The organism is Mojavia sp. (assembly GCF_059505145.1).
The window spans coordinates 88,649-103,678 of sequence record NZ_JCACKA010000066.1 but is presented as its reverse complement, the minus strand read 5'-3'; the positions used below and the strand labels follow the sequence as shown (position 1 = coordinate 103,678).

The 15,030-nt window shown below is 42.5% G+C and carries 10 protein-coding genes; all 10 read right to left on the bottom strand.

Annotated features, from left to right (window positions below; genetic code table 11):
- Positions 1–196: 196 nt before the first annotated feature.
- The 10 genes from AC5JL8_RS15970 to AC5JL8_RS15925 all read right to left on the bottom strand — a co-directional run bounded on the left by AC5JL8_RS15970 (position 197) and on the right by AC5JL8_RS15925 (position 14,811).
- The gene (locus AC5JL8_RS15970) at positions 197–1,564 is read right to left on the bottom strand and encodes a PrsW family glutamic-type intramembrane protease (RefSeq protein ID WP_495880142.1); all 1,368 of its coding nucleotides are present in this window, start codon (positions 1,562–1,564) and stop codon (positions 197–199) included.
- Positions 1,565–2,128: 564 nt separating this feature from the next.
- Positions 2,129–2,581 carry a nitrate reductase associated protein gene (locus tag AC5JL8_RS15965; protein WP_495880141.1) on the bottom strand — a complete coding sequence of 151 codons (453 nt, stop codon included), beginning with the start codon at positions 2,579–2,581 and terminating at the stop codon, positions 2,129–2,131.
- Between the two features lie 150 nt (positions 2,582–2,731).
- On the bottom strand, positions 2,732–3,190 hold the full coding sequence (locus AC5JL8_RS15960) for a phosphate-starvation-inducible PsiE family protein (RefSeq protein WP_495880140.1): 459 nt from the start codon (positions 3,188–3,190) through the stop codon (positions 2,732–2,734).
- Positions 3,191–3,511: 321 nt separating this feature from the next.
- A complete protein-coding gene (locus tag AC5JL8_RS15955) occupies positions 3,512–5,719 on the bottom strand; it encodes a molybdopterin oxidoreductase family protein (protein WP_495880139.1) in 2,208 nt (735 codons plus the stop codon).
- Between the two features lie 230 nt (positions 5,720–5,949).
- On the bottom strand, positions 5,950–7,452 hold the full coding sequence (locus AC5JL8_RS15950) for a NarK family nitrate/nitrite MFS transporter (protein WP_495880138.1): 1,503 nt from the start codon (positions 7,450–7,452) through the stop codon (positions 5,950–5,952).
- 300 nt (positions 7,453–7,752) lie between these two features.
- Positions 7,753–8,595 carry a nitrate ABC transporter ATP-binding protein gene (locus AC5JL8_RS15945; protein ID WP_495880137.1) on the bottom strand — a complete coding sequence of 281 codons (843 nt, stop codon included), beginning with the start codon at positions 8,593–8,595 and terminating at the stop codon, positions 7,753–7,755.
- A gap of 97 nt (positions 8,596–8,692) precedes the next feature.
- Positions 8,693–10,681, bottom strand: a complete 1,989-nt coding sequence (locus AC5JL8_RS15940) for an ABC transporter ATP-binding/substrate-binding protein (protein WP_495880136.1) — start codon at positions 10,679–10,681, stop codon at positions 8,693–8,695.
- Positions 10,682–10,758: 77 nt separating this feature from the next.
- Positions 10,759–11,598 (bottom strand): nitrate ABC transporter permease, encoded by an 840-nt coding sequence (gene ntrB / locus AC5JL8_RS15935; protein ID WP_495880135.1) that lies wholly within the window; start codon positions 11,596–11,598, stop codon positions 10,759–10,761.
- A 59-nt stretch (positions 11,599–11,657) separates the two neighbouring features.
- Positions 11,658–12,983: a CmpA/NrtA family ABC transporter substrate-binding protein gene (locus AC5JL8_RS15930; RefSeq protein WP_495880134.1), complete on the bottom strand. Its 1,326-nt coding sequence runs from the start codon at positions 12,981–12,983 to the stop codon at positions 11,658–11,660.
- Positions 12,984–13,227: 244 nt separating this feature from the next.
- Positions 13,228–14,811 carry a ferredoxin--nitrite reductase gene (locus AC5JL8_RS15925; RefSeq protein WP_495880133.1) on the bottom strand — a complete coding sequence of 528 codons (1,584 nt, stop codon included), beginning with the start codon at positions 14,809–14,811 and terminating at the stop codon, positions 13,228–13,230.
- Between the last annotated feature and the right edge of the window lie 219 nt (positions 14,812–15,030).

The following is a 15,030-nucleotide window of genomic DNA, read 5'->3' as shown; positions in this document are numbered from 1 at the left end:
GCGTTTTTGCTGGTTTTTTTCTAAGTACAGTTTCCCTAATATACTTCAGACTATAAGCGGATTGCCAAACTAGCACTATCTACCCAAAGACATAAAAAATGGTTGGAGTTCTAGACACTTAGTTCCTGGTGGAGAACTAACTTCAATTAATTAACAATTCAAAATTTTACGTATTTGGTAATCGCTAATTAGCTGCTTATTTAGGGCCGAGAAAGCGGGTAGCGAAATTCTGCGATCGCGTTGGTGATAAAGCACGTGCCTTAAGAATTGCCGCCATCAAAAATGCATACGACAACACGCCAACAACCACCAACAGTAAAGCATTGATAGATCCGGTAGCGTTCCACAAAGCATGGAGTGCAGCAGCGCTAATATAACCAATGGGGAGAATTTGCCAACTCAGGCGGGGCTTGAGGACAGCCAACCCGATAAAATACCCCAAATAACCGCTGTAAGCCATGTGTCCTGCTACAGAGCCTAAAATTCGCGGAATGAGCAATTGCAATCCCACCAATTGACCAGTCCCTACTCCTGACTGTTGGGCAACATTTTGTGTAATTACTGGCACATATTGTCCGAGAGTTTCTAACAGGGTAAAACCCACAGCAGAAGCTGTTCCTAAGAGAATCCCATCTAGAGGTTCCCAAACGCCTATGCGTTCTCGCCAAGGTGAGGGCAATTTAATAGCAATTAACAACACTGCCAATACAGGTAAAGCCTTTAGTAATTCTTCCATCAACCCAGCACCAAAAAACATTCGCACCAGCAATTCTGTAAAGGTGATCGAATCCTGATTTGAAGGCAAGTTACCAGGCAGAATGCCACGAAACACAAAGATAAATAAATCTAATAGGGGACTGAGCAAAATAAACGACGTACCCAATGCTACTGACATGAGTACCCACCAAGGCTTCGGTTTACCGCACAGTTGGTAAACAAAATAATAGGCAGCAAATGCTATGTAGCTCGCTACAATAACTTGATTAGCTTGCGGCTGACCTACCGTAGCAAACATTAGCACCACGAATACTACTGTCAGAATTCCCGGTACGAGGTAAGCTTTACGAGTTAAATCTTTGCCAGTAGAAATAATGGGAAACAGTTGAGTAAAGCTCACCGAATCAGGTTTTAATTGCCCTTGGGGGTAACCTGCTGATGGCAGTGGTGTGGCTGGCCTGGTCATGATCGTAACTGGGGAGACAAATTCGTGTTCAAACACAAATTGCGGTCCATCAGCACCCAAAGAAATGCGATCGCCTGCATGTAATTCTTGACAACCTTGTAGGCGGTGTCCATTTAAATAAGTGCCATTAGCACTATTCAAATCACAAATTAGCCAGCTAAATTTGCCATCTGGAGATGAAGAGAGGGGACGAATCACAGCATGACGACGGGATACCATCCGATACATCATGGCATCCAAGACAACTTGACAGCTGGGGTCGCGTCCAATTACCACCTCTTTACTAGGGAGCAGCGAGTAGCGGGATTCTGACCTATAAGGTGCTCCATTACCAGACACTAGCCGCAGAAATGCATTATGTCTTGCGTTTTTGCCTGTCATCGAGTTAGAGTGCGTGTTTAAACTAATTCTTAAAATACTTTGGCATTAGAACCTCAGCAAAGCCACATTACAGCAATCTCATTTAGCTTGTGAAAAAAGAGTATCTGATTTAACAGGATTTTGACTTGTAACTTGTTCATATACTAATTACGACTGCTGTAGCTGTGGCTTTGCTAAATACACTATAGCTTTACTCACTGCTCAGGCATTCAAAATTTGCTCAATGAAAATTTAAAATTGTCTTATCAAGTGTTAACAAGTATTATAACTACTGGAATTTTGTCCTCAAGCTTGTTTGAAACGTGTAGTAATTATCGATTATATAGATTAGGTATTACTGACATCCTAGTAGAAATTCTATGGTTGGTCATTTATTAGATATTTAGTAGTATTTACTATATTTAGCTAAATACAAAAAAATTATAATTTTTTGTAGCCATTTTATAGTATTTTTTGTAACTAAAAAATAACATTCAGTACTGGTAAATGCTTAATACACCGTTCGCCCAGGGGGGACAAGGAAAGCATCCTCGGTTTCAGTTAGTACTTGTGTAAATATTGCATTTACAGCAGATTAAACTCTCTTATTGCTTTGGGAAAGTTTTTATTTTCATGCCCAGAACGACTGAGTTTAATCAGGGCAAAACGCTGTAAAGGAGTTAAAGATGCCCACTGTTGAGGTGTAAGGGTGATATCTATTGCTTGAGCTTGCTCTTGAACACTAGTTGGGATATTTGTAGAGTCAATCCATGCAGGTTCAGGCTCAATAGGCAAATGTGTAGCTGGTACACCAGTGCGATTTAAAATTAACTGTTCGAGATCTTGCCGATAAGATTGAATTTCTGTTTCTGTAGTGCAAGGTAATTCAACTAAAGCCTGACGATCAGCTTGAGACATCTGATTCCAATCAGATAATTTTAGCTTGATACCACAGGTATCTAGTTTGTAGCGTACCTGCATCGGTATACAGCGAAGAGAATCAACAAAATCTGCTTCAAATTCAAAGAAAGTTACCATAATTTTATATTGCAACACTCATTTATATAGAAAATGACATACTAATTTTATGTGATCTGCACATTATCACTTCAAGCTTCCAGCCGATAACTACAGAACAAAAACTGCCACAGAAGGCTAATAATATGCATCTTCAATATTAATATGGTATTAATTATGTTTTCTAGAATTACTAAAACGGATGAGCAAATAACTAATTGACAGACCCAGAACGGCAACTCCCAATCCAATGATATCAATTCCTGTTACTTTTTCTAAGTCAAGAATAATAATTTTTCTCGACACAGCAATTAAAGAAGTAACAATAACTAACTCAACTTGAACAACGTGTTTTCGCAAGTAAGCAGTGATGTTCTCTAAAATTTCTAATGCAATTAAAATATTTAAAAATAAACCAAAAATTTTAAATAATGTAGTATTGAATCTCCCGTATGGTGTGGTAAATAACTCTTTCATCAGGAAAATCACTAAATCTCCGATCGCAGCCAAAATTACCAGCACCATCAATAGGGATAACACTTTCGAGACTAGCACTTCTATTTTTTCAATTGAGTGCATAAAGTTATCGTCTTTAGCAAGTTCTTTAATTCCCTTGACTAGCCTTCTCATGTGCTGCCCCCTCTTTTTAAATAGCAAGTAATTAGCAAAAATATAAAAGAAAACCCTCGTAGATAAATCTAGAGGATTAGCAAAAAACACAGTGCCGCGATTTGTGTTTTTTCATAGCTAAGGCTAACGGCAGGAAATTAACTTTTATTGGAGTTTTTGCTTTTTTGCTAGTAATAATTCAGTGAGAATTGATCGGTCATACTTATAAAATAAGGATACAGTTACCCGTGTTTTTACAAGATTAGAAAAAATAATAGCAACTATTGACTATTACCTATGAACTGAATTACCAATTACTTATTTAATGGTATATGTAGCAGCTTACCATTGCGAGGACTGAAGTTGATAATTTTTGTGTGGAACTTCCACAGAAATTGGCATTACCTGCACTGCACAAGCTTTTAATTCTGGTTGCAATGAATCGGGGCAAGATTCTGGATGGGTGAGAGCATTAGCTTCAGCATCATTTGCCCACAACGCCCCCCAATGCATAGGAACAAACACCGTACCAGGGGCGATCGCTTTTGTGACTTTTGCCGGGAACTTAGCTTTACCCCGACGCGATCGCACTTCGAGCCAGTGGTTATCTGTAATCCCTAAAAAAGCAGCATCACGAGGATGAATCTCAATAAACGGTTCGGGATGCATTTGTCGAATTTTATCAATTCGACCAGTACGAGTTTGGGTATGCCAGTGTCCGTAAAGTCGCCCATTGGTCAGCACAAAGGGATAATCCGGGTCTGGTGGTTCTGCCAGCCCTCGTGAGTGATACGCCCCAAACCGCGCACGACCATCAGGAGTATGAAAGCGTAAATCGGTGTAGAGGCGCTTACCATACTTAGGATATACGGAGAAGGGAAATGGCCCCGCGTCCTTTTCTGGATGAGGCCATTGCGTGGGGCCTTGTGCTTGTAATTGCTCATGACTAATACCCGTCATCTCGCAGGGACGGTGGCGAGTTAGTTGGACAAATTCAGCATAGACTTCAGCAGAGTTAGCAAAAGCAAATTCTTTGACAAAGCCTAATCTGCGCCCTACTTCGGCGAAAATTTCCCAATCTGGTTTCGCTTCTCTTGGTGGTTGGCGGAATGCTTGACACAGGGTAACTGTGCGTTCCGAATTGGTCATTACCCCAGTTTTCTCGCCCCACTGAGCAGCAGGTAGCAAGACGTGAGCATAAGCAGCGGTTTCTGTCGGGTAATAAGCATCTTGGTAGACAGTGAAGGGCGATCGCAACAACGCCTTCTTCGTCCGCTCTAAATCTGGCATACTGACAGCTGGGTTGGTAGCAGCAATCCACAGTAAACCCACTGCGCCATTTTCCAACCCAGTAATCATATCCCAAGCCGTCAGACCGGGATTGGGTGAAATCTGCCCCCGCTTCAGTCCCCAAAAATCTTCAACTTCTGCACGGTGCTGGGGATTTTTTACCAAGCGATAACCAGGTAATAAGTGCGCTAAACCTCCAGCTTCCCTCCCTCCCATAGCATTTGGCTGTCCTGTCAGCGAAAAAGGCCCCGCCCCAGGCTTACCAATCTGTCCGGTCATCAAGTGCAGGTTAATAATAGTTCTGACCTTAGCCGTACCTTCGCTTGATTGATTCACACCCATCGACCATAAAGACAGTACCCGCTGAGATTGCCCCCAGTAGCGAGCCGCTGTTTCTAAATCTGCAATACTTATCCCACATCGATAAGCTACTACATTCGGGGCATAGTGGCGAATAACTTCAGCATAAGCAGGAAAGTTGTTGGTACAGTCGTCAATGAATCCGACATCAATGTAGTTCCAGCGCATCAACAAGTGAGCAATACCGTTTAATAAGTCGATATCTGTACCAGGACGAATAGCTAAATGTAAATCAGCGGCTTCTGCGGTTGGTGTGCGCCGGGGATCAACCACAATCATTTTGACTTTACGATTTTTTTTGTGGTACTTCGCCAAGCGATTGAAAACAATCGGGTGACACTCAGCGGTATTCGTACCAATTAAAAATGCACAGTCGGTTAACTCTAAATCATCGTAGCAACAGGGAGGGCCATCTGCGCCAAAGCTTTGAATGTACCCAGCTACAGCGCTAGACATACATAAACGAGAATTGGCATCAAAATTATTGCTACCCAGACATCCTTTCATCAGTTTCTGGGCGATGTAATAATCCTCAGTTTGAAATTGACCAGAACCATACATACATATAGCTTCTGGCCCTTGGGTGAAGCGCACTGTTTGAATACGTTTGGTGATGATATCAAAAGCTTCATCCCAACTGGCGCGCCGGAACTCCTGATCTAAAGAGTCCCGCACCATTGGGTAATGTAGTCTGTTCTTATCCAAAGACTCAGCGATCGTCGCACCTTTGACACAAACCATACCCTGGCTTGATGGATGGGCTTTGTCTCCCCGCACCCGCCAAATTGGAGTTCCTTGACTATCACGATGAGTCGCTTTGCCGTGTTGGGCTGGGGGTGAAACTTCGAGTCCACATCCAACACCACAGTAAGGACATAAAGTTTTGGTAAATTCGCTCATGGCAGGTACACCGTATTCGCCAATTGTTTAAATGTTTAAGTAGCAGGTTGTAGATCAAAAGTTGCTGTAATTAATGATTTCAATTTTGCAAAATTATGAGTATTCTTTATGTGATTATTTTGTTCTTTATATATAAATAATAAACAAACACATTTTTATAAGCTACTGCTGATTTACTAAATACATAAGTATAAGATGAAGAATAAAATACTCTTCATCTTAGTTTTCGCTTATTCTTCTACTAATAAAGAAGATCGATTGACTTCTGTTTCTTGGGATTCAACTTCATCACCAGATGCAAATGAACCTTTTGGTTCTTTGAGGAAGAAACCACACATGAAAGCGCAAATTATAGCTGCTATACCCATTGTGCTAAAGAGTGTTGATGCATCAGTTAAGCTGAAAATTGTCAGATAAATTACGCCACCGAAATTACCGTAAGCTCCAACATTGCCGGCGATTTGCCCGGTAGCTTCTTTTTTAATTAGAGGTACAATACCGTAGGTTGCACCGCAGCCAGCTTGGGCAAAGTAAGCAGCAAACATAGTCGCTGCGATCGCTAAAGGAATTGGCCAGCTACTGTTAATAAAATGTATTATTAAATAGCCAATACCAATGCCAGCGCTGATAATTGTCATTGTCCACTTACGTGAGCCAAATTTATCCGAAATTAAGCCACCGCTGGGGCGAGAAACTAAGTTTAAAAAGGGATAAGTAGCGGCGATCATTCCTGCTACTACATGCTCTAAACCAAAGGTTTTTTCAAAGAAGGCAGGTAGCATAGAAACGGCTGCTAACTCACTACCAAAATTAGTTACGTAAGTGAATTCGAGTAAAGCAACTTGACCAAACTGATAACGCTGTGCAGGCGCGTAAGTTTTCTTGCCAATTAGTAATTCTTTGTTAACTTGATAAGCTTTGTAAGTTTGGTAAGCAAACAATCCTGCTAACAACACCCAAGCCAAATACATTTGGGTTTGATTAAGAAAGTGAATATTCTTCTGTTCTAAGCGCCAAGCCAACAAACCTAAGGCAAAAATCAAACCAAAATTTGAGAGAATCATTGCCCAAAAGCTTTTAACGCTAGTTACTTCCAAAGCGCCATTTTTCTTGGGTTTATTGTAGACTTTGCCAGCAGGTGTATCTTGGGCTGTATTGTAATAAATTACACCGTATATAGCAGCAATGATACCTGTAAGGGCGATCGCCAACCGCCAATTGGAAGCACCACCAGCCAAAAAGCTAGTAGCAACGGCAATCATTGGTAGGGCAAACTCTGCACCAAAAGCCCCAAAATTACCCCAACCGCCATAAATACCTTGGGCACTTCCCATCTCTTTTGGAGGGAACCATTCAGCTACCATGCGGATACCCACAACGAACCCAGAACCAACAATCCCCATCAGTAGGCGGCTGATCACTAGTTGGTTAAAGTCTTGCGAAAACGCCGTAGCTAAACAAGGAACGGCAGCGAACATTAACAGTATTGAGTATGTAATTCTGGGGCCAAAGCGATCCAGAAGCATACCGATAATTAGCCGTGCTGGAATTGTGAGGGCAAGGTTACAAATGCCCAAAGTTTTAATTTGCTCAGGTGCTAAATCTAGTTGCTTGCCAATAGTGGTCGCAAAGGGAGCAAAATTAAACCAACAGACAAAGGTGAGAAAAAAGGCAAACCAAGTCTGATGCAATATACGATAGCGATCCCTGAATGAAAATAATCCTTTGAGCATTCAAACCTTCCTCAGTCAAAAAACTGCATGGAAAAATACAGGGGTAATTAAGTAATTACCCTCAGCAGATCAGATATTTCTTGATATTTGTGCTAACTCTAAAGCTGAAATTCATACTCCCTAATTAGAAAAATTTTAGGGAGTGCGTAAGTTGTTGTTAATACTAAACTAAAATTACCTAGCAAGTTTATTTGTATCTGCAATCACATTTTGATGATATGAATGTAAAAACGGCATCATAGCTATGCGTTAAAATTCATACTTTCAAAGATAGATGCCAAAGAATTTTGCTAATTGTTTTTACTCATCATCGTGAGCGTAACGGCGATACAAGAAGTCTAGGGCATAGTTCCGCAAGTTATAGTATTCCGGGTCTTCCATGATGCGGCGACGATTGCGGGGGCGGGAGAAAGGAATATCTAAGATTTCACCAATTTGAGCAGCAGGCCCGTTAGTCATCATCACAACTCTATCGGCTAAGAAAAGTGCCTCATCAATGTCATGCGTAATCATGAGTACGGTGACTTGATGATCGCGCCAGATTTGCAGTAGTTCTTCTTGTAATTCTTCTTTAGTGATCGCATCTAATGCACCGAAGGGTTCATCAAGAATCAGAACTTGCGGACGGATAGAGAGGGCGCGGGCGATCGCAACTCGCTGCTTCATCCCCCCAGAAATCTGACTCGGTTTTTTATCTGCGGCTTCTGTTAGCCCCACCATTGCCAAATGTTCTCTAACGATCGCTCTTTTTTCTGCCTGAGTTTTTTTCGGAAACACCGAATCAACAGCCAAGTAAACGTTGTCAAAGACACTCAACCAAGGCAAAAGACAGTAGTTTTGGAATACCATCATCCGGTCTGGGCCTGGTTCGGTGATCGGCTGGTCTTGCAGGAGAACTACACCATCAGTAGGGGTGTTGAACCCGGAAATCATGTTGAGTAGGGTTGATTTACCACAACCAGAATGACCAATTATGCAAACAAATTCACCTTCACGAACTTTTAGGTCAACGCCATCCAATACCGTGTAAGGGCCTTCGGGAGTGGGGTAAATTTTGCTGACGCCTTCAATCACCAGAAAATTTTCTGCTTTTTGTGTTTGTAGTTGGTTGAGTTGGGTGTTTGTTCTTTTTGCTGTTTGCATGATGTTTTTTTGCTTTGTTCGATGAATTTATAATTTCCTCACGCAGAGAGAGGAAGATGAGGAGGATAATTAATTACTCTTGACCCTTGACTCTTGACTAAATAAATACTTCTTCAATACGGATTTGTCGTTTGATTTCCAAGCTGTTGAGGTACTCTATGGGATTTGAAGGGTTAAAAACTTTACCATCAAATAAATGAATGGGGTTGTCCTGTCCGATATCGAGGATGCCGAGGTCGCGTGCAGCAGCACCAAAAACGTCCGTGCGGCAAACTCTGTCAATTACCTCCACCCAATTTTTGGGGAAGGTTACTAAACCCCAACGTGCTAGCTGAGTCACCATCCACAAAAGTTCGGTGCGGTTGGGATAGTTGGTTTGATTGAGATAAAACTGGTTGTATCTTGCTAGTTCCTGGGGTTCTGTACCGTTGCCGCGATCGTAAGGATCGATAAAACCAGGACGGACGTATGCAGGATTGGTATTCAAGTACTCAGGGCGGCAGATTAATTCCAGAATTTCTTCTCGATTGCGGAAGTCGTCGCAGTATTTGCAGGCTTCTAACAGTGCTTTTACCAAAGCAAGATAAGTTTCTGGGTACTGCTGCGCCCACTCTTCCCGCACTCCCAAAACTTTTTTCGGCTGTCCTGACCAAATTTCTAGGGCGGTAGCAGCAACAAAACCGATATCTTCATGAACAGCAAGGTAGTTCCAGGGTTCTCCAGCACAGTAACCGTCAATATTTCCGGCTTTAAGTTGGGAAACCATTTCTGTTGGTGGGATTACCGTCAGACTGACATCTCTATCAGGATCGATCCCACCAGCGGCCAGCCAGTAACGCAGGATTAAGTTCTGCATTGATGTGGGATGTACGATTCCCAAAGTCAGAATTTGGTCGGGAGAGGCATTAATTGCTGTTTTTAAGTCAGCCAGGTTTCTCACGCCTTGACTATACAATCTTTTGCTTAAGGTGATGGCGTTAGCGTTGCGGGAAAGATTTAAGGCGTTGACTACAGGAATCGACGGTTTACCACCAGCACCTAAAGTGAGGGCAAGAGGCATTCCAGCGACCATCTGGGCTGCATCTAATCTGCCAGTACCCACACCTTTAGCGATTTCCTTCCAACTAGTTTCGCGGCTGAGGGTGACTTGTTCTAAGCCGTACTGAGCAAAGAAGCCTTTTTCTTGAGCAACGATTAACGGTGCGGCATCAGTCAGGGGTAAAAAGCCAATGTCTAGATTGACTTTTTCTAAGCCATTGCGGGATACAACGATTGGTGCTTGAGTCTGTGCAGCTTTGCGTTTCTTAGCCTGTTTTTGCTGGTTGAGGAAGTAAATCATTTCGTTCCGCAGATTGTAATAGCTGGGATGATTTACTACTTCTAGGCGCTGTCTAGGGCGGGGGATCGGGACTTCTAGAATTTGCCCGATGTGTGCTTCTGGGCCATTGGTGAGCATAACGATGCGATCGCTCAACAATAGCGCTTCATCGACATCGTGTGTCACCATCACGCAGGTAACGTTATGTTCGTTGCAGATTTTCATCAGTTGTTCTTGCAAACTACCGCGTGTTAAGGCGTCTAACGCCCCAAAGGGTTCGTCTAGCAGTAACAACTTGGGACGGGTAGCCAAGGCGCGGGCGATCGCTACCCGTTGCTTCATCCCCCCAGATAACTCGCTCGGACGTTTATTAGCTGCAAGGCGCAGTCCTACCATGTCGATATGTTCTTCGACAATTAAGCGACGTTTACCCTTGGGCTGATCCTTATAGACTTCATCCACGGCCAGAGCGATGTTTTCCCGTACTGTTAACCAGGGAAGCAACGAGTAGTTTTGAAACACTACCATCCTATCTGGACTTGGTTCTTTAACTTCTCGCCCTTCCAAAGTTACACCGCCAATACTGGCTCTATCTAAACCTGCAATGATATTGAGCAAGGTAGATTTACCGCAACCAGAATGTCCAATTAGAGAAACAAATTCCCCTTGTTGGATTTTCAATTCAATATTTTTAAGAGCAATATATTTGCCACCATTTGGTAGTTCAAATACACGGTCAACATGGTCAACTTCTACAAAAGTAGTCATTTGTTATTAGTCCTTGGTCATTCGTCATTTCTTATTTGCAGGACTAAAGCTTCATACTTCTGCCCTCTGCCCTCTCATTACTTCTGTTCTGCTACAACTTTGCTAGCGATAAAAGCTACCATTCTATCTAACAGCAAGCCAACTAAACCAACGTAGACGAGGGCTAAAATAATCTCGCTCATGTTTGTTTCTGTAGTAGTGTTGTAGGCATCCCAAATAAACGAACCAATACCTACACCACCAACTAACATTTCCGCGGCAACAATTGCTAACCAAGATAAACCAATACCAATGCGTAAGCCTGTGAAGATATAAGGAACAGTGGCGGGAAACACTATTTTAAAGAAATACTTTACGCCTTTGAGACGTAACACCCTAGCAACATTAACGTAGTCTTGAGGAATTTGTTGTACACCTACTGTGGTGTTGATAATAATTGGCCAAATAGATGTAATGAAAATGACAAAAATCGCTGAAGGATTAGCCTGTTGGAATGCTGCCAGTGAGATGGGTAGCCATGCTAGAGGCGGTACAGTTCGTAATACTTGAAATAGGGGATCTACAGCATTAAAGAGTAATGAATTTGCGCCGATGACAATTCCCAAGGCAATTCCCACAATTGCCGATAGGGAAAATCCCAAACCTACTCTTCCTAAACTACTAAGTATTTGCCAACCCAAGCCTTTATCACTTTCACCATTATCAAAAAATGGCTGAATGATAAAAGGATTCCAAGTTTCAGTAATTGTTTCTATTGGCCCAGGTAATTTAAAGTTAGGGTTTAAACAAAGTAATTGCCAAATCACTAGAAAAATAGCTAATGCTGCTAGTGGCGGCGCAATCTTTTGCCAAAATAATTTACTGATAGCATTTTGAGACTTTTTTCTGTTAATACGGCTGCCTACAATAGCTGTCATTTTTTTACTTTCTCCTGTTGTACTCTAGTTGGGCCAAAAAGCAGCGATCGCAGCTATCATTAAACTTTTTTAATTTTCAAACTATTGAGATATTCTTCTGGTTTTTCTGGGTCAAATTTGACACCATCAAAGAAAGTCTCAACCCCACGAGAAGTACTACTAGGAATCTCAGAAGCAGGTACATTAATTGCTTTCGCTGCTTGTTTCCAAAGGTCTTCTTTGTTTACTTGATTGACGATTTCTTTAACTTTGGTATCTTTTGGCAAATAACCCCAGCGAATCTCTTCTGTTAAAAACCAAGTATCGTGGCTCTTGTAAGGATAGGAAGCGTTATTAGCCCAGTACTTCATACTATTGGCGAAGTTTTGTTGCGTGCGTCCATCGCCGTAGTCAATATTGCCCTTAGACCTTTCTAAAATATCTGCGGCAGCAACGTTAAAGTATTTGCGGTCAGAGCAGATTTTGCACATCTCCTCTTTGTTTTCTGGCTTATCGCACCACTGTTGAGCTTCTAGAACTGCCATCAAAAGTGCTTGGGTAGCGTTGGGATTTTTATCAACCCAATCTTTACGCATAGCAAAGGCTTTTTCTGGATGGTCTTTCCACAACTCGCCTGTAACTAAAGCTGTATAACCTAACTTTTGGCTAACCAATTGAGCATTCCAGGGTTCTCCCACACAAAAGGCATCGACTGTACCAACTTTCATATTCGCCACCATTTGTGGTGGTGGTACAGGTTCTAAAACCACATCTTGATCGGGATTAATCCCGCCAGCCGCTAGCCAATAGCGCATCCACAAATCATGAGTACCACCAGGGAAAGTCATGGCAACTTTCATGGATTGTTTATCAGCTTTGGCTTTTTCAGCTGCCTCTTTCAACCCCTTACTCTCTAAGCCAACTTTCAAATCTTTCAATTTATTAGCTACAGAGATCGCCTGACCGTTGGTATTTAACCGTGCCAAAAGATACATGGGCACTTTATCGTTGATAGTCATTAAATAAGGCATGGGGCTGAGGATGTGTGCGCCATCAATCCCATCGCCAGCTGAACCAATTTTCAGGTTATCGCGGGTGACAGGCCAAGATTTTTGCTTGATGACCTCAACATCAGCCATGCCGTATTTGGCAAAAAAGCCCTTTTCTTTAGCAATAATTAGTGGTGCAGCGTCAGTTAGAGGGATAAATCCTAGCTTTGCTTTGGTTGTTTCTACTTTCGGTGCGTTAGCTGCTGTAGAGACGTTGGCAGCTGAGGCAGCCGAAGGTGCTTGTCCACCTGTTGTGGCTGAATTGGAATTATTAGAGGAGCAACCATGAGCCAAGATAGAAGCAGCAGCCGCAGCACTGGTGGTGAAAATAAATTTTCTACGCGAAAGATTTGCCATTTTTCCTTTAGTTGTTAGTTACTTAGTTGTTGGTTGTTGCTGTTGTTGGTTGTTGCTTTTTATCCACTCGGCACTCATTTAATAGACTTCTTGCAGGAATATTTGGAAAGCAAGAATTTTAAGTTTCACGCAGAGTCGCAGAGGCGCAGAGAGTTTATAATCTGAGATTGAAACTAAGGATGAAAACTTTTTCCTTCCTTCTGCCCTCTGCCTCCTGTCATTCTGCCTTCTTTTCAAGACAGGTCTAATGAGTAACTAAGGCTTCTTGCTTGAGTTTCGCCCCGAAGTGTTGGATGAGTAAATCTTGTAAGACTGGCTGTAAGTCTTCGCAAGGTATGCCTTTGGTGACGCAAGTTCCCAAATGAGCATCTTTACCGACTTTACCGCCCATGTAGATATCAACTCCTTCCAAGGTTTTGCCATTTTTGCGAGTTTTAGTTCCCATCAAGCCGATGTCGGCTACTTGTGGCTGTCCACAGGAGTTAGGACACCCAGTCCAGTGAATACGTACCGTGCGAGTTAGGATTAACTCTGCTTCCAAGGCTTGAATCATTGCCAAAGCGCGGTTTTTGGTTTCGATGAGGGCAAAGTTGCAAAATTGTGCGCCTGTGCAAGAAACTAGCGATCGCGTCAGTAAACCAGGGTTAACAGCAAACCTTTCTAGCAATGGCTCAGTTAAAAATGTGGCTAAACGTGAGTCAGGAATATTGGGGATAATTACGTTCTGCTCAACCGTGAGCCGGATTTCACTGTTACCGTAAACTGTTGCCAGGCGGGAAATTTCAAACATATCCTCGGCATACAAACGACCAACAGGGATATTGAAGCCTACGTAGTTTAATTCTGGTTGCTTCTGTTTATATACACCAATGTGGTCGCGTTTTTCCCAGTCGATTTCGTCTTTTGGCGCTGCGGGTAACAATGACTTACCCAAACGGTTTTCTACCTCTAAACGGAATTTATCTAAACCCCAGTCGTCAATCAACCACATCAGGCGAGATTTTTGTCGGTTAGCGCGTAAGCCGTGGTCACGAAAAACTTCTAAAATGGCTTTACATAAAGCAACCACATCTTCAGGTGCTACCCAAGCATTTAAAGGAATCGCCGCCTCACAGCGTTTGGCTGAGAAAAAGCCACCTACCAGGACGTTAAATCCGAATGTCGGGGATTGAGAAAATTCTTGCCCATTCCCTTGCTTAAACGCTGGTACAAAAGCCAAGTCGTTAATTTCGGCGTGAACTGAATTGTCTCTTCCACCAGTAATTGCAATGTTAAATTTGCGGGGGAGGTTGGTAAACTCTGCGTTCCCTTCTCCTTTGTTAGTGAGCATATCCTGAATTTGCTGCACTAACTCTCGCGTGTCGAACAATTCATCCGCATCTAACCCCGCCACTGGATCACCTGTGATATTGCGGATGTTATCCATCCCTGACTGAACACTGGTTAAACCTACAGCGCTAAATTTATTAAAAATATCCGGTAAGTCTTCAATCCTGATCCCCCGTAATTGGATATTCTGCCTCGTGGTAATATCGGCGCTGCCATCGTCACCGTAACGCTGTACGACTTCCGCTAACACACGCATCTGATCACTCGTGAGGATACCGTTAGGTAACCGCAACCGCATCATAAACTTACCAGGCGTAACTGGGCGAAAAAATACACCCACCCACTTGAGCCGATGGTCACGGTCTGTTTCATCCATTGCTTCCCAACCAAGGGCAGCAAATTTCTCTATCTCGCTTTTGACGGTAAGTCCATCTTTTTCTGCCTTAAATTTCTCAAACTTGTTGAGGCTAGCTGTGGTGGTAGTTGCTGTATCTGTCATGAGTTGACTCTCATTGCAAATTGTTAATCTCGAAAAATCTCTATAAGCTAATCGTCTATCGCATTAAAATTTCAAAACTTGCTATTTTGAGCTTTTGAGGGTTTTTGAATGGTAGAATTGTTTTCGCCATACTCTACTCATTGCCCACTATCAATTGACTCGTAGTTTCAGCAATTCCCGGATATACGGGGTTAATTCTCATTAAGTGTATATTTTGTT